This window comes from Methylobacterium oryzae, from assembly GCF_021398735.1.
Classification (GTDB): domain Bacteria; phylum Pseudomonadota; class Alphaproteobacteria; order Rhizobiales; family Beijerinckiaceae; genus Methylobacterium.
The window spans coordinates 4,780,777-4,800,803 of record NZ_CP090349.1 but is presented as its reverse complement, the minus strand read 5'-3'; the positions used below and the strand labels follow the sequence as shown (position 1 = coordinate 4,800,803).

The window sequence follows — 20,027 nt, the reverse complement described above, 5'->3', positions numbered from 1 at the left end:
CGCGGACGCTTCAGTAGCGGCCGGGCGGCGGCGGGGGCGGGTTGCCGTATTCGAGCTGCGTCTTGGCATCGACCCGCGGACGCGGCACCGGCGTCAGCTCCGGCTGGGCGGCGGGCGCGCTCGCGCAGGCGGCGAGCGAGGCGGTGACCAGGGCCGCGAGGGTGACGCGAACGGTGGACGTCATGGGCTGAGGTACTCCCGGGATGCGCCCGGCGACGGACCGGTCTGGTCCGGGGCGGGCGGATGCCATACGACACGCGGCGGCCCGCACGGCGGACCGACCGCAGCACGGTCTGCGCCGCGAAGGTGCAGGAAGCTCGGCCGTAACGTGGCGGCATCGTGGGCCAAGCGTGGCCGTTTCGCGTCATCGTTCACGGCGTCGTTCATAGCGTCGCTGAGGCATTCCGAAGGATCCGAACTCTGACCCCCGCCGCTCGCTGCTCCGCCGCCATCGAAGTCCTCACCGATATCGCCGAGCGGCGTCGGCCGGCCGCCGACGCCCTCAAGGACTGGGGTCTCGCCCACCGCTTCGCCGGCTCGGGCGACCGCGCGGGCATCGCCAGCCTCGTCTACGACGCCCTGCGGCGGCGGGCGTCGGCGGCCTGGATCATGGGCGCGGACACGCCGCGCGCCGTCCTCATCGGCACACTGCGCCTGCAGCAGGGGCTCGCGGCGGCTTCGGTCGCGGCCCTGTTCACCGGCGAGCGCTTCGCGCCGGCCCCGCTCAGCGACGACGAGCGCGCGCGCCTCGACGGCGGGACGCTGCAGGATGCGCCGCCGGAGGTGGCGGGCGACGCGCCGGCCTTCGTGCTCCCGGACCTCGCGGCCACGCTCGGCGACGACCTCGTTCCGGAGCTGAAGGCGCTGGCGCGGCGCGCGCCCCTCGATATCCGCGTGAACGCCCTGCGCGGCGACCGCGACGCGATCCTGCCGGCGCTCGCGGCCTACGACGCCGCGCCGACACCGCACGCGCCGGCGGGCCTGCGCGTCCCGATCGGCGCCGACGGGCGCGGTCCGGCGCTCCACGTCGAGGCCGAGTTCCTGGAGGGCTGGTACGAGATCCAGGATGAGGGCTCGCAGCTCGCCGCGCTCCTCGCCGCGCCGCGCGCCGGCGAGACCATCGTCGACCTCTGTGCGGGCGGCGGCGGCAAGACCCTGACCCTCGCGGCGGAGACGGGCAACGGCGCCCGCCTGATCGCCACCGACGGCGATCCGCGCCGGCTCGCGCCGATCCACGAGCGCCTGCGCCGGTCCGGTGCGCTGGCCGAGGTGCGAACCCCGCGCAGCGGCAAGGCGCGCGCCGACGTCTTGGAGGATCTCGACGGCAAGGTCGACCGGGTGGTGGTCGACGCGCCCTGCACCGGGTCCGGCACGTGGCGCCGGAATCCGGATGCCAAATGGCGGCTGCGGCCCGGAAGTCTCGCGCTGCGGACCGCCGAACAGGCCCAGGTGCTCGATCGGGCGGCGCGGCTCGTCAGGCCCGGCGGCCGGATCGTCTACATCACCTGCTCGCTGCTCTCGGCGGAGAACGACGCCGCCGTCTCCGGCCTCCTGTCGGGCTGGCGCGGCCGCTTCGACGTCGTCCCCGCGGACGAGGTGCTGGCAACAGGGCCGGATTCGCTCCGGTCAGCCGTGCGGAAGACGGCCCACGGGATCCAGATGAGCCCGCTGCGGACTGGGACCGACGGCTTCTACGTCGCCGTCATCGCGCGAAAGAGCTGAGGCGCGCCGCCGCGACGGAACCCGCCTCGCGTCCTTGGGCGTTGCCCCCGCGCTCCCGCGGGAGCCGGGCTCGCCGGGGGGCGGTCCCGCGCGCGGCCTCACCCGGGAGATGCCTTTGCGCCTCGACCGCCGTCTCCTGCTCGCCGGTCTCGGAAGCGTCCTCGGGCTGCGCAACGCCCGGGCGGAAGGGCCGGCGGAGACGGCACCGCAGCCCGCGCCGCACGAGTCGATCCGGGCTCTGCCGCGCTCGCTGCCCGGCGCGGATCTGCAGGTGATCGAGCTGTGGCCCGGCGCGCCGCCGGGCGGCGGTGACGGGCCGAACCCGGACGGCTACCGCTACGTCGAGGGGACCTTCGGCGACGTCACCCGGGTCGCGCGGCCCTGTCTGCTGGTCATGCGTCCGGCCAACCCGAACGGCGCCGCGATGATCGTTGCGGCGGGCGGCGGCTACGAGTTCATCGCCCTCGGTAACGAGGGCGTCCCGGTCGGCCGCGTCCTGAACGCCGCCGGCATCACGGTCTTCCTCCTCGTCTACCGCCTGCCCGCGGAGGGCTGGGGCTCGGGGCCGGACGCGCCGCGGCAGGACGCGCAGCGCGCCCTCCGGCTGGTCCGGGCGCGCGGCGCTGAGTTCGGCATCGATCCCGCGCGGGTCGGCGTCCTCGGCTTCTCGGCGGGCGGCCACCTGATGGGCGAGACCGCCGTCGGGAGCGCCCGGGACCTGTACGCGGGCGTCGACACCGCCGACGCCCAGCCGACCCGGCCGGTGCTGGCCGGTCTGATCTACCCCGTCATCACCATGCGCAAGCCGTTCGACCGGACCGCGACCCGCCGCATCCTGGTCGGCGACGAGGTCACCCCCGACGAGATGAAGACCTACTCGGTGGATCTGCAGGTCGGGCCGGAGACGCCGCCGACCTTTTTGGTCCAGGCGATCGACGACCCCGTCGCCGTGGCCGACCACCCGCTGCTGATGTTCTCGGCGCTGCGCAAGGCGCGGGTGCCGGCCGAGCTGCACCTGTTCGAGCGCGGCGGCCACGGCTTCGGGCTCGGCGCGCCCGGGACACCCGTGGCGGCCTGGCCGGGCCTTTTCCTGGCCTGGATCCGCCTGCACGGTTTCCTGCGCGCCTGACCGCTCACTCCCCCCGCGTCTGCATGCGATGCAGCTTGGCGACCTTCGGCCGGCTGGTCCGGAACTGGCCGCGCTCCACCGCGACGAAGACCACGATCGCGATGGCGATCGTCGTGAGCCACCAGACGGCAGTCAGCCCGACGCTCAGGCAGGCCACCGTGAAGGCGGCGGCGAAGCAGCCCATCGCGCCGGGAACGAGGGCCGGGCCGTCCCGGCCGGCCCGCCGGATCGAGGCGTAGAGGGCGAAGGCGGCGGCGAGGGCGCCGACGATGCCGAGCTCGTACCAGAACTCGAAGAGCGCCGTGGTCGGTGCGTTGGCCGGCAGGAGGCCGACCAGGCGTCCGCGCAGGGCCGTCTCGAAGCCGTGCCCGGTGATCAGCCGCACCGGATCGGAGGTGACGACCTTCTGCCAGCTCTTCAGCGACAGCACCGCGGGTGCGACCGGCCCGAAGAGAGCGGCGCCAACCGGCCGCGCCAGGAAGGGGAGCAACGGCGCCGCCGCCAGCAGGGCGGCCAAGAGGAGAGCGGTGAGCGTCACCCCGAGCCTCGGCCGGTAGCTCGTCACCGCGAAGGCGACGGCACCGACCGACAGGGCGGCGATCTGCGTCCCGTCTGGCTGGACCGTGAGCGCCAGGGCGACGAGCAGCGCGAGGCCCAGCGCCTCCCGGTCGCGGCGGCGGGACCGCAGCCACGCGAGGGCCGGCCAGAGCAGCAGGATGAGCAGGACGAGGCCGCGATCGAGGGCCCCGTCATCCTCGACGCCGGGCGGCGCGATGTGGGCGCCGAACAGCCCGAGCATGATCGCCACGATCGCGCCTGCCACGACACCGAGCGGCAGGAGGTAGAGGTTGGCCGAGCGCATCCTGTCGGGGAGGGCGAGGTAGCCCAGGAGGGCGAGGCCGATGGTTGCGCCGAGATTGGCCAGCCGCTCTAGCGCCGGCCCGAGGAAGGGCGTCCAGGTCAGCGAGAGCGCCGACCACAGCACGACCAGCATGCCCGCCAGGAAGGCCGGAGCCGTCAGGAGGCGATAGGTCGCCGGTCGGACCGGACGCTGGCGCCGGTCGATGACGCTGGCGATGATCAGGAGGATCACGGCGATCGGCGCGAGGATCACCGAGGCGCGGCGGGCGACCTGTGCGAGGACGGGGAGAACCACGAAGAGGCCGAAGAAGCCGATACGCCGCAGCAGCGCGGCGGCGTCGAGCGCCGGATCGATGGTGGTGGAGTTCGACGCGCGCGGCATCTTGCGCCTTCTCCCGGACCGGGACGGCCGGATCCCTGCTCGATACGCAAGGCTCGCGCAAGCTGCTGTAGACGTTGCGCCACAGTCTGGCCCGCGCGAACGGCGCTCAGGCGACGGTCGCGGTCTCCCGCGGGCGCCGGCGTGCGGCCCGCCGGCCGACATCCGAGGCGACGCGCCAGCCGCCCCACGCGACGAAGAACCCGATCAGACCCGCGGCCAAGCCGTCGGCGTTCGTGGGCACGGCCGGGCTGAAGTCGTGATAGGCGGCCTCGGCCACCGGCACGTCAGGGTCGCGGAGCATCGCCACCACACGTCCGAGTGGGCTCGTCGCCGCACTCAGGGCCTGCTGCTGGGCGCTCAGGCGGGCGAGACGGGCGATGTCGGCCCGCGCGGCCTCGCCGCGGCGGGCGACGAGCTGGTCCGGGTTGGCGCGCAGCCGGTCGACGGCGCCCTCGCGCGTCGTCCCGGACGCCTGCGCGTCGGATTCGAGGACCGCCACCTGCCGACGGAGCTCGTCCGCGGCGCCCCCGAGGCGCTGCGCGTATTGCTGCGCGAATTCTGGGGCCTGCGCGGCGACCAAGCCTCCGAGCAGGCCGAGGGCGAGGCCGAAGGTGCGGAACACGCGAAACATGCCTGGCCTCCGGCGGGGAATCGACCCCCGACAAAGAGCATGCGCGGGGCGGTGGTTCCAGCCGCGGGTGCGACGACCCCTGACCCGGCGTCTCAGCCCGGCAGCGTGAGGAGGCCGGCCTTGCCGTCGGCGCAGCCGAACAGCAGGCGGCCGCCGCGCGCGTCCCAGCCGAGCGCCGTGACGCCGCTCCCCTGGACGGCCGGTCGCACCAGCAACTCGGCCGCGTCGGTGAAGCGGACGAGCAGGATGCAGCCGTCCTCGTAGCCCATGGCCAGGACCGGCGCCTTCGGGTGGAACGCCACGCGGGAGACACGGGCCGGGCGGACGCCGCATTCCCGCGGGGCCTTGCCGGTCGGACCTTCCTTGGAGTCGAAGGGCCACACGATCGCCGCCTCGGCCCCGCTGGTGGCGAGCAAGTTCCCGTCGAACGACCACGACATCGAGCGGACCTTGCCGGGATAGCCCGACATCCGCATGTGCCCGCGGTCCGGCTGGAGGCGCCAGCCGTGCAGGCTGTTCTCCTGCATGGTCGACACTACGAAGCGCCCGTCCGGCGACCACGTGACGTCGATATGCGAGCCCTTCCAGGTGATGACCTCTGCGGGCGTCTCCAGATTGGGGTACCAGAGGCTCACGCCGTTGTAGTGGGCGACGCCGAGCCGGTAGCCCTTGGGCGCGAAGACGAGGCCGCGGGCGGAGGACGGCGCCTCGAAGGTCTTCTCGCGGCCCTTCGCGTCGCGGGCCACGACGGTCCGGCCGGCCGACCACGCCACCGCACCGTCGGGATGGGCGGCGAGCGCGTCGATCCAGGCGCCGCCCTTGGCGAGGCCGAGCTGCTCCGTCGCGCCGTCGGCGCGAATCGCCACCACGCGGCCGTCGTCGCCCCCGGTGAGCAGCCGGTCGACTCCGCCGGCCGCGACGAGGATCCCGCTGTCGGGATGGGCGGCGACGCGGGCGATCCCGTCCTCCCGCACCAGCGCGACCGTGCCGTCGCTGAGCGCCAGGGCCGGCACGTCCTTCAGGAAATGCGCGGCGAGCACGTGCTCGCCGGGCTCCAGCGTGGCGACGTGACTGGTGAGGGACGGGTTGCTGACGGGGCTGCTCATGTCGGGGGGACATTTGCGGCCGGCGGCGCGGTGCGCAAGACCAGGAAGGCGGTAATCAACGCCAGGCCACCCGAGATCGCCGCCGGGGCGATCAGCGCGTAGAGACCGAATTGCTGATAGGCCCGCGCGCCCAGGTAGGCGCCGAACAGTAGCGAGATCCAGACGGAGGCGTCGCCGAGCCAGCCTAGCGGATCTCCGGTGCGGGTCAGGGCCTGCGCGATCTTCTGGCCGAGGCTGAACAGCGCGCCGGTGACGAAGGTGGTGCCGGCCCGGAAGCCTTTCACCTGCGCCAGGACCGCGTTCTGGGATCCCATCGCCAAGGCGACGAAGAAGGCCGCGACGCCGAGCTCGGGCGACTGGAGTCCGAGCCCCAGACCGGCGAGGATCAGGAGCGACTCGTAGGCGAGGACCGCCGGCGTCGCCCAGCGCGGCGGCACCAGGATCGCCAGCCCGCTCCCGAGGACCGATCCCGTCAGGAACGCCAGGATCAGGATCGCCGGGAGGATCATGTGGTGCAGCTCGACCTGGGCGCCGAGAACGGCGAGCTGCGTGGTGTTGCCGCTCATGAAGGATGTGTAGAGGCCGCCGAGCCGTACGAAGCCGAGGGCGTCGACGTAGCCGGCCATACCGGTGAGGAGCAGGCCGACGCCCAACTGAGCCGGGCGGTTCACGGTTCGGCCCCGCGGTCGCAGATCGGTAACGCTCTGTTAACCATTCGGATGCCTTCGTTCAGGGGTGACGGGCCGCGGTTAACGCGCCGCTCACCAAACCCGAGCAATTCGATGCAAACACGGTGAACGCCGCGTCGGAAGGGGTCGTTGCCCCAGCGATCCGGCTCGGGAACACCGTGCCCCCGCCGGGTGAGTGGGAGTTGCGTCATGGTTCCGTTCGCCGCCGCGTTCGTCTGCCCGACCCTACCCGTCCCGGACCGGGGCGCCGCCACGATCCTGGTCGTCGAGGATGAGCCGACCGTGTGCGAGCTGGCCGCCGAGGCGCTCCTCGAAGAGGGGTACCGGGTGCTCACCGCCGCGGATGCCTGGGAAGCCGAGGCGATCCTGGCCCGGGAGAGCGTCGACCTGCTCTTCACCGATATCGATCTGGCCCGCAACACGGACGGCCTGTCGCTCGCCCGGTGCGCCCGCCGGCTCTCGCCCGACCTCCCGGTCGTCTACACCTCCGGGGGCCGGGCTTCCCTGGCGGGCTGCGAGGCCGTTCCGGGCTCGGTCTTCGTGCCGAAGCCCTACCGTCCGAGCCAACTCGTGGCGCTGACGCAGGATGTCCTGCGCGCCGCGCCCCTGCACACCCTCTGAACTGGATCTTCGAGGATACCCGCCATGTGGCGCTCTCTTCCCGCACTCGGTCTCGCACTCGCCGCCGCGGTCGTCGCATCGCCGGCCCGGGCCGCCTGCGACGTGAAGGGCGCGCAGATCGAGGAGGCTATCGCCAAGAAAAGCGAGCTGCGCGAGGACGCCAACGCCCAGCTGGTGCGCGATCTGCGGACTCTGCGCGACGCCGCGATCGTCCTCGAGAGCTACAAGTTCCCCGGCGAGTGCGAGGTTCTGCTGGGGATCGTGCGCTCCCTGCTCGCTAATCCGGGCAAGACTATCGAGCAGAGCGGCGACACCGACGAGGAGAAGGCCGAGGACCTGATCGAGGCGCGCGAGCCCAAGGCCGCGGCGCGCGAGCCCAAGAACGCGCCGGGCGAGCCGAAGGCGAAATAGCGCCTCGCCGTCCAGGCTGCCGCGCCCTCTCAGCGCTCCTCGCCGGCACTGGCCCCGATCTTGGCGCGTGCCAGGGCGCGGCTGAGCTTGGCGGCGATCTGCGCGCGCAGCATCTCCGCCATCTCGATATCCACCAGGCGCCAGCTCAGGCCGCGCAGCCGCAGCCGGATCCGCGTGCGCTCGGCGCGCGACCCTTCCGGCGGGATCGGGATCACGACCGCGCGGAAGCCGCGCATCTCCAGGGCCGCGTAGTACGGCATTAGCCGCCCGAGGCCGCGGATGACCAGGCCCTCCGGCCGTGTGCCGGCCGGGCGCTCGAGGTCGAGCTTGTCGGGCCAGCCATTGGCCAGCAGGTCCATCACCGTCTCCGGCGTCACCATCGTCTCGGCGAGCGCCAGGCCGAGGCCGTAGGCGGCGTCGTTGAGACGCTGGCGGTCGCGGGGCTCGAGGTCGGGATCGGTCTCGGACGCCGCGCGCATCGCGGCGGTTATCTGCCGGACGAGCGACAGGCGCAGCGTCCGGAAGTTCACGTGGCTCTCGACATAGGCGGCATCGTGCCGGCGCACCGCCTGCGCCAGGTCGTAGAGCGACCAGAGCGGGCTCATCGTGAAGGCGAGCCACGCCAGGGCGAGGGCGACCGGGACCGCGAGCCAGCGCACGGCCTCAGCGCCCCGTCCGCGCGGTCATGACCGCGCCGCCCATCGATCGAGGCCGGCGAAGGCGGCGACGACGCGCTCGTAGACCGGCCGCTTGAAGGGAACGATCAGGTCCGGAAGCTCGGAAAATCGCGCCCACCGCCAGGCGTCGAACTCCGCCTTGTGGGCGCCGCCGCCGGGCCGGAGCACGTCGATCAGATCCTCGCTGCCGACGAAGCCGTAGGCGAACCATTTCTGCGTCTGTCCGCGGTAGCGGCCCTTCCAAGCCTGCTTCATCACCGCCGGCGGCAGATCGTAGGGGAGCCAGTCCGGAATCTCGGCCAGGAGCTTCACGGCCTCAGGCGGAACGTTGGTTTCCTCGTAGAGCTCGCGGCGGGCGGCGGCCTCCGCGTCCTCGCCGGGATCGATGCCGCCCTGCGGCATCTGCCACATGTGCGGACCGTCGACGTGCTCGGGACCGGCATCCTTTCTGCGGCGCCCGACGAAGACGCCGCCGGACGGCGCGATCAGGGCGATGCCCACGCAGGGGCGGTAGGGCAGGGCGATGCCCGGGTCGGAATCCGTTACCATCGCGGCGACCATAGGTCAGGGGGAGGCGAGGCGGCAACGTCGACCAAGTCTTCACCGGCCCGGAAGGCGCCGGATCTACTTGCGCTGACTTTGGACACGGACACGCTCAATCGGCAGTCGAGACCCGCTTGTCGCGGGCGCCCCGCAGCGCCACGCTCGCCGGCACGAGGCGCAGCCCGCGCGAGTCGATCTCCTTCGCCCAGCGGGCGATCCGATCGATGCTCAGCGGCGTCCCGGTCGCCGAGACCAGGGCGAAGCCGTTGGCGCGGGCCCGGGCTTCGGCCTGGGCGAGCGCGGCGTCGATCGCGTCGGCGCGCGGCGTGGCGTCGAGGACGATCTCGGCACGGGCCACCGGCGTCTTGCCCTTGTTGGCGGGCGCCGCCGCGGGTTTCGGAGCCGTGCCGTCATCGAGGAACCCGAGACCGCGGGCACCGATTTCGCGCAGGACCGGCTCGAAAGCCGCGTCGGCCATCAGCTTGGAGCCCATGAAGTTCACCGCGCCGACGTAGCCCGGGAAGCGGCTCATCGCCCAGGCGAGGCGGTCCGCGTTCTCCGGTCCCCGCAGCGCGGACAGCAGCGTCTGCGGACCCGGATCGCTGTCGGGATAGTCGAAGGGTTCCATCGGGAGTTGCAGGAAGATCTCGTGGCCGGCGTCCCGCGCGCGCGCCGCGGCGCGCTCGGCCTCGCCCCCGTAGGGCAGGAAGGCGAGGCTCACGGCGGCGGGCAGGCGCGCGGTGGCGCCCGCGGTCGCGGCCTGACCGACGCCGAGACCGGTCACCACGATCGCGATGCGCGGCCCGCTGCCGGCCTCCTCGGTCCGGGCGTAGACGTCGAGGGCGCGGATGCGGCCCTCGCCGAGCTTCGGCATGAGACCGTGGCGGCCCGCCTCGCTGATCCGCGGGTCGGGGGCCTGGGCGAGACGGGGGGCGCTCGGCGGCGGCACGCGGATCACCACCGCCTCGCTCGGCCCGCTGCCGGCCGGGCGCACGACCGTCACGCCGGACGCGGTCTCGACCTCCTCGGCGCTGCGCTGGAGGGGCGCCGTTCCCGGCGCCGTCGTGATGACCTGGGGCTGCTGGGCGACGGGGGCCTGTGCGGCCGGATGGGGCGCGGGTTCGCGCGTCGCGATCGCCACCTGGACCCGGGGTTCACCGCCCTGGGGGTCGCCCAGCGCGAGCACCAGGCCGGCCGCCACCGCGAAGCCGGCCGCGAGCGCCGCGGCCGCGACCTGGGGCCTGCGGGCAGCCGCGATCAGCCGTCCGATCCGGCCTGCGGGCTGCTCCGGCGCCGCCTCCGGCACCCCGAGGGGGCGCGTGAGGATATCGTCGGTGGACTCGGTCAAGCGGCTCTCGATACGGGATCGCGGTTCTTGCGCCGGTCGGCGCGGTCCCAACCCTCGCATCCATTGCGGCCGGGTATGGTTAACGTTCCGCTAACGCCCGGTCCCAGAACGGGAAATCCCGCCCGGCGGGAGGCCGGACGGGATCGGGTCAGAGCGGCGCGGGGTTACCGCGCGATCAGTTCGGCAGGCTCGGCTTCTGCTGCTGCGCGGGCGTGCCGTTGGCGGCGCCCTTCTGGATGCCGTGGAGGAAGTCGACGGCCGAGATCAGCTGCTTGTCCTTGGCCGGATCCGGCGGGACGTAGGCGGAGGATCCGCCGCGCTCGTCGGTGTCCTTCTGCTTCAGGTGGCCCTTCAGCCCGGCCTCACCCTTGGTCTCGTCCTTGCCCTTGAGCTCGTCCGGCACGTCCTGCGTGACCTCGACGTCCGGCTCGATGCCCTTGGCCTGGATCGAGCGGCCCGACGGCGTGTAGTAGCGCGCCGTGGTGAGCCGGAGGGCGCCCGAGCCGCCGAGGGGGATGATCGACTGGACCGAGCCCTTGCCGAAGGAGCGCGTGCCCATGATGGTCGCGCGCTTGTGATCCTGAAGGGCGCCGGCCACGATCTCGGAGGCCGAGGCGGAACCGCCGTTGACCAGCACCACGATGGGCTTGCCCTTGGTCAGATCGCCGGCCTTGGCCGAGAACCGCTGCGTCTCGTCCGGGTTGCGGCCGCGGGTGGAGACGATCTCGCCGCGATCGAGGAAGGCGTCGGAGACCATCACGGCCTGATCGAGCAGCCCGCCCGGGTTGTTGCGCAGGTCGACGATGTAGCCCTTGATCTTGTCGGCACCGATCTCGCCCGTGAGCTTGTCGATGGCGGCCCGCATCCCGTCGAAGGTCTGCTCGTTGAACTGGGTCAGGCGGATGTAGGCGACGTCGCCACCCTCGATCTTCGAGCGCACCGGCTTGATCTTGATCACGTCGCGGGTGAGCGTGACGTCGATCGGGTCCTTCGACTCCTTGCGGCTGATCTTGAGCTTGACGCTCGAGTTGACCGGGCCGCGCATCTTGTCGACCGCCTGGTTCAGGGTGAGGCCCTGGACCTGGTCGTCATCGATCTGCGTGATGATGTCGTTCGCGAGCAGGCCCGCCTTCGCCGCCGGGGTGTCGTCGATCGGCGTGACGACCTTGATCAAGCCGTCCTCCATCGTGACCTCGATGCCGAGGCCGCCGAACTCGCCGCGGGTGGTGGTCTGCATGTCGCGGAACGCCTTGGCGTCCATGTAGCTCGAGTGCGGGTCGAGCGACGTCAGCATGCCGTTGACGGCCGCCTCGATCATCTTCGACTCGTCCGGCTTCTCGACGTAGTCGGTGCGGACCTTCTCGAAGACGTCGCCGAACAGGCTGAGCTGGCGGTAGGTCTCGGCCGAGGCGGCCACGGCCCGCGGACCCGACAAGAAGTCGGTCTGGGTCGCCACCATGGACGTTCCGGCACCGAGGAAGGCGCCGAGCATGATCAGGGAAGTCTTGCGCATCAGCCGCGAACCTTCTCGCCAAGTACCGTATTATTCTGGCTCTTCGCCCACCACGGCTCCGGATCGATGGAGCCGCCGTCCTTCTTGAACTCGACGTAGAGCGTGGGATCACCCTCGGACCCGCCGGGACCCCCACCCCTGTCGCCCATGCTGCCGACCGGTTCGCCCGCGAGCACGAACTGACCGACCTCGACGCTGATCTGGTCCATTCCCGCGAGCAGAAGATAGTAGCCGTCGCCCGCGTTGATGATCAAGAGTTGGCCATAGGACCGAAACGGCCCGGCGAACTGCACCCACCCGTCGGCCGGGGACGAGACCGACGCCTTCGGGCGGGTCGTGAACGACACGCCGCGGGTCGTCCCGCCGTTGCCGTCGGGCTGATTGAAGCCGCGTGCGACGCGTCCGCTCACCGGCCGCGGCACTTCGCCCCGCGCCTCGGCGAAATGCACTTTGGGCGCGAGCCGCGCCGGATCGCGGAAGCCGGCCGCGGCGAACCGCTCCTGCGTGATGCGCACCTCGCGCTCCGCGGCAGCCTTGGCCTCCTCGGCGGAGCGCTTCGCCGCGGCGACCTCCGCCTCTGTGCGGTCGAGCAGGTCCTTCAGGTTCTTGGCCTGCGCGCCGAGCTCGGTGGCGCGGCGCCGCTCGGCCGTGAGGCCGCTCTCCACCTCCGCCTGCCGCGCGCGCCGGGCGGCGACCAGGGCCTGCAGGCGCTGCTGCTCGCGCGCCCAGCCGGCGAGGTCGTTCGAGAGGCCTTCCTTGTCCTGCGCGATCAAACCGCGCAGCCTGATCATTTCCGCGAGATCGGCCGCGAGCGTGTCCACCTCGCCGCGCAGTTCCGGCACCACGGCACCGAGCAGCATCGAGGTCCGGATCGCGGCCAGCACGTCCTCGGGGCTCACCAGCACCGCCGGCGGCGGGCGGCGGCCCATCCGCTGGAGCGCCGCCAGGATCTCGGCGACGATGCCGCGCCGACCCTGCAGCGAGTGCCGGATCGCGGCCTCGCTCTCGCTCATCGCCTTCAGGCGCTCCTCCAGGCGGCTGAGGCGGTCTTCCGTCGCCTGCGCCTGTCGATTCGCGTCGAGGAGGGCGGTGTCGAGCTTCGCGCGGTCGGACCCGATCGCCGCGATCTCGGATTCGAACTGCGCGCGCTGTCCGGCGCTGGCGGCGAGGGCGTCCTGCACGCGCTTCAGGTTCTCGGCCCGGCGCTCCCGCTCCTCGTTGGCCCGCTGGATCGCCTCGGGATCCGTGGGCTTCGGGGTCTCGGCGCGCGCGGCGACAGTGATCGACAGCGCGGCCAGCAGGGCGAGTGCCGCGCGCGCGCGCCGCGACCCAGGCTTCGACTCGGGCTCGGACATCCTCACGGCCGCTCAGCCCGCCTCACCGCGATGGTACGGGTGACCGGCCAGGATGGTGAGGCTGCGATAGAGTTGTTCGAGGGCGAGCACGCGAACGAGTCCGTGGGGCAGGGTGGCGGCCCCGAACGACAGGATCAGCTCCGCGCGCGTCCGAATTGAGGCGTCCAGCCCGTCCGGGCCGCCGATCACCACGACCAGGGCCGGCCGGGCCGCGTCGCGCCAAGCGGCGACGCGCTCGGCCATGGCCTCGCTGGCGAGATCGGCCCGACCGCGCTCGTCGTAGGCGACGAGGACACCGCCCGCGGGCAGATGGGTCGCGAGCGCCGCCGCCTCCTCGACGCACCGGTCCGGGGCGCGGCGGGCGCGGGATTCCGGGATCTCGACGCTGTCGCAGGACGGGAAGCCGAGGCCGCGTCCGAGTTGCGCGGCGCGGTCGCGATATCGTGACGCGAGTTCGCGCTCCGGCCCGGCCTTCAGCCGTCCGACCGCGGCCAGGACCAGGCGCACGGATTCGGATCCGGCCTAGCCGGCCGCGATCCCGACGGGGCGGTCGGCGCCCCACATCTTCTCGAGATTGTAGAAGCCGCGGACCTCGGGGCGGAAGATGTGCACCAGCACGTCGCCGGCGTCGATCAGCACCCAGTCGCAGGCCGGCATGCCCTCGACCCGGGCGTTCCCGTAGCCACGATTCTTCATTTCCTGGATGATCTTGTCGGCGATCGAGCCGACGTGACGCTGCGAGCGACCCGACGTGATGATCATCGTGTCGGCGAGCGAGGTCTTGCCGGCCAGATCGATCGCGATCGTCTCCTCGGCCTTCATGTCGTCGAGGCATTCGAGGGCGAGCGCCTTCAGGTCGTCCGAGCGCGCCTGACCGGCTTCGACCGGGGCTTGGACGGGGGTGCGGATCGTCTCCGTGTGACTGGTTTCGGGCAGAGTCCTGGTTCCTCGTTCTGCCGCACGGCGACGTCGGGCCTTGCGGGATCAGGTGAAATTGGCGGTATCGGGCCGCGATTGCAACCGCGCAGGCTTCGGCGGCGCCGTCCCCCGACCCGTGCGCGCGCGGATCTGCGTGGACGACAGGGTCGAGCGCGGCCCGTGCAGGAACATCCAGGCCGGCGGCGACCGCAGCGCGAGCGTCGACGCCGCCGCCTCGGGGACCCGGGCACCGGCCAGGCGTCGGGCCGCGCGGGCACTCAGCGGCGTCATGGTGAAGCCGGGCCGGTCGATGACGGCGATCGGCACGAGGCGGGCGATCTCGGCGAAGCCCTTCCAGCGATGGAAGGTCCCGAGGGAATCGGCTCCCATGACCCAGACGAAGTGAACGCCCGGGCACCGGCGCGTGAGGAAGCGCAGCGTCTGCACCGTGAAGCGGACGCCGAGCGCAGCCTCGATCCCGGTCACGGCGATCCGCGGGTGCCGGGCGATCTGGCGCGCCTGATCGCACCGCGCCGCGACGGAGGGGAGAGCACTCCGGCTCTTGAGCGGGTTCCCCGGGCTCACCAGCCACCAGACCCGGTCGAGCCCGAGCCGACGCAGGGCCGCGAGCGTCACGTGCCGGTGGCCCAGATGGGCGGGATTGAAGGATCCGCCGTAGAGGCCGATCCGCATGCCGGGAGCGCTCGGCGGCAGGGTCAGCCGCACGCCGAACCGTCAGTGCGCGTCACGGGCGGATCTGGCCGCTGCCGTGGACCCGGTACTTGAACGTGGTCAGCTGCTCGACGCCCACCGGCCCGCGCGCGTGCATCCGCCCCGTGGCGATGCCGATCTCGGCCCCGAAGCCGAACTCGCCGCCGTCGGCGAACTGCGTGGAGGCGTTGTGGGTGACGATCGCCGAGTCGACCTCGGCCAGGAAACGGGTCGCCTCGGCGTCGTTCTCGGTGATGATCGCGTCGGTGTGATGCGAGCCGTAGGTCTCGATGTGCTCGATGGCGGCCTCGATCCCGTCCACCACCCGCACCGCGATGATCGCGTCGAGGTACTCGGTGTGCCAGTCCTGCTCGGAAGCGTCCGTCACACGGGGATCGACCGCGCGCGTCGCGGCATCGCCCCGGACGGCGCAGCCGGCGTCGAGCAGGGCCTGGACCAGCGGCGCGAGATGCGTCGCCGCGCAGGCGCGGTCGACCAGCAGGGTCTCGGCTGCGCCGCAGACGCTGGTGCGACGCATCTTGCTGTTGAGCAGCACGCTGCGGGCCATGTCGAGGTCCGCCGCCGCGGCGACGTAGACGTGGTTGATACCGTCGAGATGGGCGAAGACCGGCACGCGCGCCTCGGCCTGGACGCGCTCCACGAGGCCGCGGCCGCCGCGCGGGACGATCACGTCGACGCAGCCGTCGAGGCCCGCGAGCATCAGCCCGACCGCGGCGCGGTCGCGGGTCGGCACGAGCTGGATCGCGTCCTCCGGCAGGCCCGCATCGGCGAGCCCGCGGCTCATGGCCTTCGCGATCGCCATCGCACTGCGATGGCTGTCCGAGCCGGCCCGGAGGATCGCGGCGTTGCCGGCCTTGAGGCAGAGCGCGCCGGCATCCGCCGTCACGTTGGGGCGCGCCTCGAAGATGACGCCGACGACGCCGAGCGGCACCGCGATGCGCTCGATCAGGAGGCCGTTCGGCCGCTCGATCGCGGCGAGCTGGCGCCCGACCGGGTCGGCGAGCGACCCGACCTTCTCGACCGCGTCCGCGATGGCCGCGAGGCGCCCGGGGTCGAGCGTGAGACGGTCGATCAGCGCGGCGGTCTGGCCAGCGCTCCGGGCGGCGGCCACGTCCCGGGCGTTCTCGCCCAGGATCTCGTCGCGGCTCGCGCGGATCCGCTCGGCGATCAGCTTGAGCGCGACGTCCTTCGTCCGCGCCGAGGCCAGCGCCATGCGCCGCGCCGCCGCCCGCGCGCGGCGGCCGATCGCCGCCATCTGCTCCGGAAGGGCGTCGGCCTCGGCGAAGTCCGATCTCAGGTTCAGGACGGGCACGCTGGCGTCCTCGGTTGTCGACGGCCGCGCGCGCGGCCCGGACGGGGGAGAGCGCCGTATTTGCACATCGAACGCCGTCTCGACAAGAGTGCCGGGCCGGGAACGGTGGCGATCATCGAGACAAAAATTGTAAATAGATTAGCTTGTGTCGACGATTTCTAGAATAGTGCCAAGTCATCGCGGTGCACCATCCAGGCGCGACCGGGATAATTGAGCAGTTCCGGAATGCGCGCGCTCGGATGACCGATGATCAGCGCGGCCTCGGCGCTGTCATAGGCCACGAGACCGCGGCCGAGGATCCGGCCCTCCGGATCGCGGATCATCACGGCATCGCCGCGGGAGAAGCTGCCCTCGATCGCGCGCACGCCCACGGGAAGCAGGCTGGCCCCGCTCCGGAGCGCCTGCTCGGCGCCCGCGTCGATCGTCAGGGTGCCGCGCGGCTCCAGCGAGCCGGCGATCCAGGTCTTCCGGGCGGCCGTGGGCGTGGACCCCGAGAGGAACCACGTGCAGCGCGCCCCGTCCCGCACGGCCTTCAGCGGGTTCTTCCCGCGCCCGTCCGCGATGACCAGGTGCGTGCCGCCCGAGGCCGCGATCTTGGCGGCCTCGACCTTGGTGCGCATGCCGCCCCGCGACAGCTCGGAGGCCGGGCCGCCGGCCATCGCCTCGATCTCGGGAGTGATCCGATCGACCACGGCGAGGTGGCGCGCCTCAGGATCGCTCTGGGGCGGCGCCGTGTAGAGGCCGTCGATGTCCGAGAACAGCACCAGCACGTCGGCGTCGATCATGGTGGCGACCCGGGCGGCGAGCCGGTCGTTGTCGCCGTAGCGGATCTCCGAGGTCGCCACCGTGTCGTTCTCGTTCACGACCGGCACCGCGCGCATCTCCAGGAGTTTCAGCACGGTGGCACGGGCGTTGAGGTAGCGGCGGCGCTCCTCGGTGTCCTGCGGCGTCACGAGGATCTGGCCGGCGACGATGCCGTGATGGCCCAGCGCCTCGGCCCAGTGGCGCGCGAGGGTGATCTGTCCGACCGAGGCCGCGCCCTGGCTCTCCTCCAGGCGCAGGACGCCGGGCGGCAGGCCCAGCACCGTCCGGCCGAGGGCGATGCTGCCCGAGGACACGACCAGGACGTCGACGCCGCGCCCGTGCAGCTCCGCGATGTCCTCGGCCAGCGCGGCGAGCCAGGCGTGGCGGAGGCGGCCGGCATTGCGGTCGACCAGCAGGGCCGAGCCGACCTTGATGACCACGCGGCGGAATTCTTCGAGGGCAGGGATCATGATTCTTGCGGGACGGCGCGTTCGGGGCGGGTGTGAACCAAGACCCGCCCTTTGAACAGTCGGTCGAGGGCTACGGCTGCCAGGCGGCCGCCGGCTTCCGCTCGGCTTCGGCGCTGGCATCGATCTCGGCCTGAAGCGCGCGTAGCGCCTCGGGAACGCCCTTCCGACTCGCCGAGGACAGGACCAGCGGCGCGCGGCCGGCGGCGCGCTTCAGCTTGGCCACCTGGCTCTTGAGCGTGTCGGCGTCGAGCGCGTCGGTCTTCGAGAGCGCCACGACTTCGGGCTTCTCCGCGAGGCCGTTGCCGTAGGCCTCGATCTCGCCGCGAACCAGCTTGTAGGTCTTGCCCGCATGCTCGCTCGTGCCGTCCACGAGGTGCAGCAGCACCCGGCAGCGCTCGACATGGGCGAGGAACCTGTCGCCGAGGCCGACGCCCTCGTGGGCGCCCTCGATCAGGCCCGGGATGTCGGCGAGCACGAACTCGCGCCCGTCCGAGCGAACCACGCCGAGGCCGGGATGCAGTGTCGTGAACGGGTAGTCGGCGATCTTCGGCTTCGCCGCGGTGACGCTCGCCAGGAAGGTCGACTTGCCGGCATTCGGGAGCCCGACGAGTCCGGCATCGGCGATCAGCTTGAGCCGCAGCCAGATCCACATCTCCTGGCCTTCCAGGCCGGGATTAGCGTGTTTCGGGGCCCGGTTCGTGGAGGTCGTGAAGTAGGCGTTGCCGAAGCCGCCGTTGCCGCCCTTGGCGAGGCGGATCTTCTGGCCGACCTCGGTCAGGTCGGCGAGCAGCGTCTCGCCGTCCTCGGAGAAGATCTGCGTGCCGGCCGGGACCTTCAGGACCGTGTCGGCGCCGTTGGCGCCGTGGCAGTTCGAGCCCATGCCGTGCTCGCCCTTCTTGGCCTTGAAGTGCTGCTGGTAGCGGTAGTCGATCAGGGTGTTGAGACCCTCGACGCACTCCACCCAGACATCGCCGCCGCGGCCGCCGTCACCGCCGTTCGGTCCACCGAACTCGATGAACTTCTCGCGCCGGAACGAGACGCAGCCGGGACCGCCATCACCGGAGCGGACATAGACCTTGGCTTCGTCGAGGAACTTCACGACCTGAATCCTTTGTCGGGCGCGGATTCGCGACCCGCACCATCACCCTGTCGGCGGCCGCCGGCCAGTCCGGCGCCGCGGGGCCGCCTCAGGCGGCCCGCGTCATCGCCGGCTCGGACGGCGGAGTCTGCCAGCGCTGCCGGTCGAGGCTGAAGAGATCGACCGGAAGGTCCGCGCCGCGCGCCGGAAAGGGCCGGATCGCGCTGCCGGCCTGCGCGAAGCCGCAGGTCTCCAGCACGCGCCGGGACGCCGGGTTGACCGTGCGGGCCGAGGCGGCGAGTTCCGTCCCGCCCGTATAGGCGAAGAACGCGTGGCACAGGGCCGTCACGGCCTCGGCCATCAGGCCGCTGCCCCAGTAGGGCTGCCCGAGCCAGTAGCCGAGTTCCGGCGGTCCGTCGCTCCGCCCCTCGATGCTGACGACGCCGATGAGGCTGCCCGGCGCCGCCCGCGGCGCGAGGGCGAGCGTGAGCGCCGAACCGGCGGCGTTCCGCGAGCGCGCCTGCAGCAGGAACGCGTCCACCTCCGGGGCCGGGAGCGGGTGCGGCACCCGCGCCAGCATCGCGGCGACCGACGGGTCGCCGGCCAGCTTCAGGATCGCGTCCCTGTCCTTGGCGGTCGGCCAGCGCAGCCACAGCCGCCGCGTCTCGATCCGGAAAACGTCATCACGGGTCAGATCGGGGAACATCGTGCCCTCGCAGGGCGGCGCTCCCGGCTCCGGGGCACCGCCTCAAGACGACGAAGGGGAGGATGGCGTCCCATCCTCCCCGGTCTTCCGTCCGACCTGGCCCGTCAGGGGCTCGGCAACGACGTCTCCGGTCCGGTGTGGGACACCGGGCGGGACGCCAGCTTCGCCACTCAGGGCGCCCGCCTCTTATTCCGCGGCCTCGGCCAGCGGGGTAACACCTACGAAGGCGCGCCCGCGGCGCGTCTCGAAGCGGACATGGCCCGGTACCAGCGCGAAGATCGTGTGGTCCTTACCCATGCCGACATTGGCGCCGGGATGCCATTTGGTGCCGCGCTGACGCACGATGATGTTGCCCGGAATGACGGCCTCCGAGCCGAACTTCTTGACGCCGAGGCGCCGGCCTTCCGAATCGCGACCGTTGCGGGACGAGCCGCCAGCCTTCTTGTGTGCCATGGGATGAGCTCCGAATTCTGAGTGGCGTGGATGCGGTCGCGGATCGGTCCCTCAGGACCGTACGCGCCCAGCGTCTGGCGTGCGTCAGGCCGAAATGCCGGTGATGCGCACGACCGTGTGGTCCTGGCGATGGCCGCGCTTGCGGCGGGAGTTCTGCCGGCGGCGCTTCTTGAAGGCGATGACCTTCTTGTCGCGGCCGTGGCGCACGATCTCGCCCGTGACGCTGATGCCCGACAGGGTCGGGGCGCCGACCTGGGTCGCGCCCGCGCCGTCGGCGAACAGGAGGACCTCGCCGAAGGTCACGGCCTCGCCGGCCTCGCCCGCCAGGGAGGCGATGGTGATGGTGTCGTTGGCGGCGACGCGGTACTGCTTACCGCCCGTCTTGATGACTGCGAACATCGTTCTCTCGTGTTCTCGAACGGCCTCCGGGGCGGCTGCCCCTGGACCGGCTTCTTGTTTGAAGTCATTGAACGGGCGTTCGGCCCGGACAACGCGAAACGCGCGGACCCCAGCTGAGGCCGCGCGCCATGCGGGGTCAGTACGGGCGCGGCGGCGCCGTGTCAATC

At 72.2% G+C, this 20,027-nt stretch carries 23 protein-coding genes; 4 read left to right on the top strand and 19 right to left on the bottom strand.

The window, feature by feature from the left end:
* Window positions 1-10: 10 nt before the first annotated feature.
* Window positions 11-184, bottom strand: coding sequence for a hypothetical protein (locus LXM90_RS22930; RefSeq protein WP_020091463.1), 174 nt, complete (start codon window positions 182-184; stop codon window positions 11-13).
* Between the two features lie 155 nt (window positions 185-339).
* Here LXM90_RS22930 and LXM90_RS22925 point away from each other — a divergent pair, with 155 nt between their 5' ends.
* Window positions 340-1,722, top strand: a complete 1,383-nt coding sequence (locus tag LXM90_RS22925; protein ID WP_020091464.1) for an RsmB/NOP family class I SAM-dependent RNA methyltransferase — start codon at window positions 340-342, stop codon at window positions 1,720-1,722.
* Window positions 1,723-1,837: 115 nt separating this feature from the next.
* Window positions 1,838-2,851 carry an alpha/beta hydrolase gene (locus LXM90_RS22920; RefSeq protein WP_020091465.1) on the top strand — a complete coding sequence of 338 codons (1,014 nt, stop codon included), beginning with the start codon at window positions 1,838-1,840 and terminating at the stop codon, window positions 2,849-2,851.
* Between the two features lie 4 nt (window positions 2,852-2,855).
* Here LXM90_RS22920 and LXM90_RS22915 read toward each other — a convergent pair whose 3' ends face one another.
* The 4 genes from LXM90_RS22915 to LXM90_RS22900 all read right to left on the bottom strand — a co-directional run bounded on the left by LXM90_RS22915 (window position 2,856) and on the right by LXM90_RS22900 (window position 6,502).
* The gene (locus LXM90_RS22915) at window positions 2,856-4,094 is read right to left on the bottom strand and encodes a hypothetical protein (protein ID WP_020091466.1); all 1,239 of its coding nucleotides are present in this window, start codon (window positions 4,092-4,094) and stop codon (window positions 2,856-2,858) included.
* Window positions 4,095-4,200: 106 nt separating this feature from the next.
* The gene (locus LXM90_RS22910) at window positions 4,201-4,725 is read right to left on the bottom strand and encodes a DUF2937 family protein (RefSeq protein ID WP_020091467.1); all 525 of its coding nucleotides are present in this window, start codon (window positions 4,723-4,725) and stop codon (window positions 4,201-4,203) included.
* A gap of 92 nt (window positions 4,726-4,817) precedes the next feature.
* Entirely contained in the window at window positions 4,818-5,831 is a 1,014-nt protein-coding gene (locus tag LXM90_RS22905; protein WP_234081065.1) for a WD40 repeat domain-containing protein, read from the bottom strand.
* Window positions 5,828-6,502, bottom strand: a complete 675-nt coding sequence (locus tag LXM90_RS22900) for a YoaK family protein (protein ID WP_026604673.1) — start codon at window positions 6,500-6,502, stop codon at window positions 5,828-5,830. The genes LXM90_RS22905 and LXM90_RS22900 overlap by 4 nt, the downstream gene beginning before the upstream one ends.
* Before the next feature lie 207 nt (window positions 6,503-6,709).
* On the opposite strand from LXM90_RS22900, the gene LXM90_RS22895 reads away from it, so the two are divergent.
* Together LXM90_RS22895 and LXM90_RS22890 are read left to right on the top strand one after the other, a co-directional pair.
* Window positions 6,710-7,141 carry a response regulator gene (locus LXM90_RS22895; RefSeq protein ID WP_020091470.1) on the top strand — a complete coding sequence of 144 codons (432 nt, stop codon included), beginning with the start codon at window positions 6,710-6,712 and terminating at the stop codon, window positions 7,139-7,141.
* A 24-nt stretch (window positions 7,142-7,165) separates the two neighbouring features.
* Window positions 7,166-7,552 carry a hypothetical protein gene (locus tag LXM90_RS22890; protein WP_020091471.1) on the top strand — a complete coding sequence of 129 codons (387 nt, stop codon included), beginning with the start codon at window positions 7,166-7,168 and terminating at the stop codon, window positions 7,550-7,552.
* Window positions 7,553-7,581: 29 nt separating this feature from the next.
* Here the strand turns inward: LXM90_RS22890 and LXM90_RS22885 are convergent, their stop codons facing one another.
* The 14 genes from LXM90_RS22885 to rplU all read right to left on the bottom strand — a co-directional run bounded on the left by LXM90_RS22885 (window position 7,582) and on the right by rplU (window position 19,860).
* On the bottom strand, window positions 7,582-8,211 hold the full coding sequence (locus LXM90_RS22885; protein ID WP_234081064.1) for a DUF2939 domain-containing protein: 630 nt from the start codon (window positions 8,209-8,211) through the stop codon (window positions 7,582-7,584).
* Between the two features lie 24 nt (window positions 8,212-8,235).
* The gene (locus tag LXM90_RS22880) at window positions 8,236-8,790 is read right to left on the bottom strand and encodes an RNA pyrophosphohydrolase (protein ID WP_020091473.1); all 555 of its coding nucleotides are present in this window, start codon (window positions 8,788-8,790) and stop codon (window positions 8,236-8,238) included.
* 94 nt (window positions 8,791-8,884) lie between these two features.
* Window positions 8,885-10,120 (bottom strand): divergent polysaccharide deacetylase family protein, encoded by a 1,236-nt coding sequence (locus tag LXM90_RS22875; protein WP_020091474.1) that lies wholly within the window; start codon window positions 10,118-10,120, stop codon window positions 8,885-8,887.
* Window positions 10,121-10,295: 175 nt separating this feature from the next.
* Window positions 10,296-11,633: a S41 family peptidase gene (locus tag LXM90_RS22870; RefSeq protein ID WP_020091475.1), complete on the bottom strand. Its 1,338-nt coding sequence runs from the start codon at window positions 11,631-11,633 to the stop codon at window positions 10,296-10,298.
* Window positions 11,633-12,988, bottom strand: coding sequence for a murein hydrolase activator EnvC family protein (locus LXM90_RS22865; protein ID WP_234081063.1), 1,356 nt, complete (start codon window positions 12,986-12,988; stop codon window positions 11,633-11,635). Before LXM90_RS22865 ends, LXM90_RS22870 begins: the two co-directional genes overlap by 1 nt.
* 12 nt (window positions 12,989-13,000) lie before the next feature.
* Window positions 13,001-13,495, bottom strand: coding sequence for a 23S rRNA (pseudouridine(1915)-N(3))-methyltransferase RlmH (gene rlmH, locus LXM90_RS22860; protein WP_020091477.1), 495 nt, complete (start codon window positions 13,493-13,495; stop codon window positions 13,001-13,003).
* Between the two features lie 15 nt (window positions 13,496-13,510).
* Window positions 13,511-13,843: a ribosome silencing factor gene (gene rsfS / locus LXM90_RS22855; protein ID WP_085986769.1), complete on the bottom strand. Its 333-nt coding sequence runs from the start codon at window positions 13,841-13,843 to the stop codon at window positions 13,511-13,513.
* 129 nt (window positions 13,844-13,972) lie between these two features.
* Entirely contained in the window at window positions 13,973-14,632 is a 660-nt protein-coding gene (locus LXM90_RS22850) for a nicotinate-nucleotide adenylyltransferase (RefSeq protein WP_026604674.1), read from the bottom strand.
* A 19-nt stretch (window positions 14,633-14,651) separates the two neighbouring features.
* A complete protein-coding gene (locus LXM90_RS22845; protein ID WP_020091480.1) occupies window positions 14,652-15,950 on the bottom strand; it encodes a glutamate-5-semialdehyde dehydrogenase in 1,299 nt (432 codons plus the stop codon).
* Between the two features lie 158 nt (window positions 15,951-16,108).
* Window positions 16,109-17,224, bottom strand: coding sequence for a glutamate 5-kinase (proB, locus tag LXM90_RS22840; RefSeq protein ID WP_020091481.1), 1,116 nt, complete (start codon window positions 17,222-17,224; stop codon window positions 16,109-16,111).
* Window positions 17,225-17,294: 70 nt separating this feature from the next.
* Window positions 17,295-18,323, bottom strand: coding sequence for a GTPase ObgE (gene obgE / locus LXM90_RS22835; RefSeq protein WP_020091482.1), 1,029 nt, complete (start codon window positions 18,321-18,323; stop codon window positions 17,295-17,297).
* 88 nt (window positions 18,324-18,411) lie between these two features.
* Entirely contained in the window at window positions 18,412-19,008 is a 597-nt protein-coding gene (locus LXM90_RS22830; RefSeq protein ID WP_020091483.1) for a GNAT family N-acetyltransferase, read from the bottom strand.
* A 186-nt stretch (window positions 19,009-19,194) separates the two neighbouring features.
* A complete protein-coding gene (gene rpmA, locus LXM90_RS22825; protein WP_012317134.1) occupies window positions 19,195-19,461 on the bottom strand; it encodes a 50S ribosomal protein L27 in 267 nt (88 codons plus the stop codon).
* Between the two features lie 84 nt (window positions 19,462-19,545).
* Window positions 19,546-19,860, bottom strand: coding sequence for a 50S ribosomal protein L21 (rplU, locus tag LXM90_RS22820; protein ID WP_010683509.1), 315 nt, complete (start codon window positions 19,858-19,860; stop codon window positions 19,546-19,548).
* Window positions 19,861-20,027 lie beyond the last annotated feature (167 nt).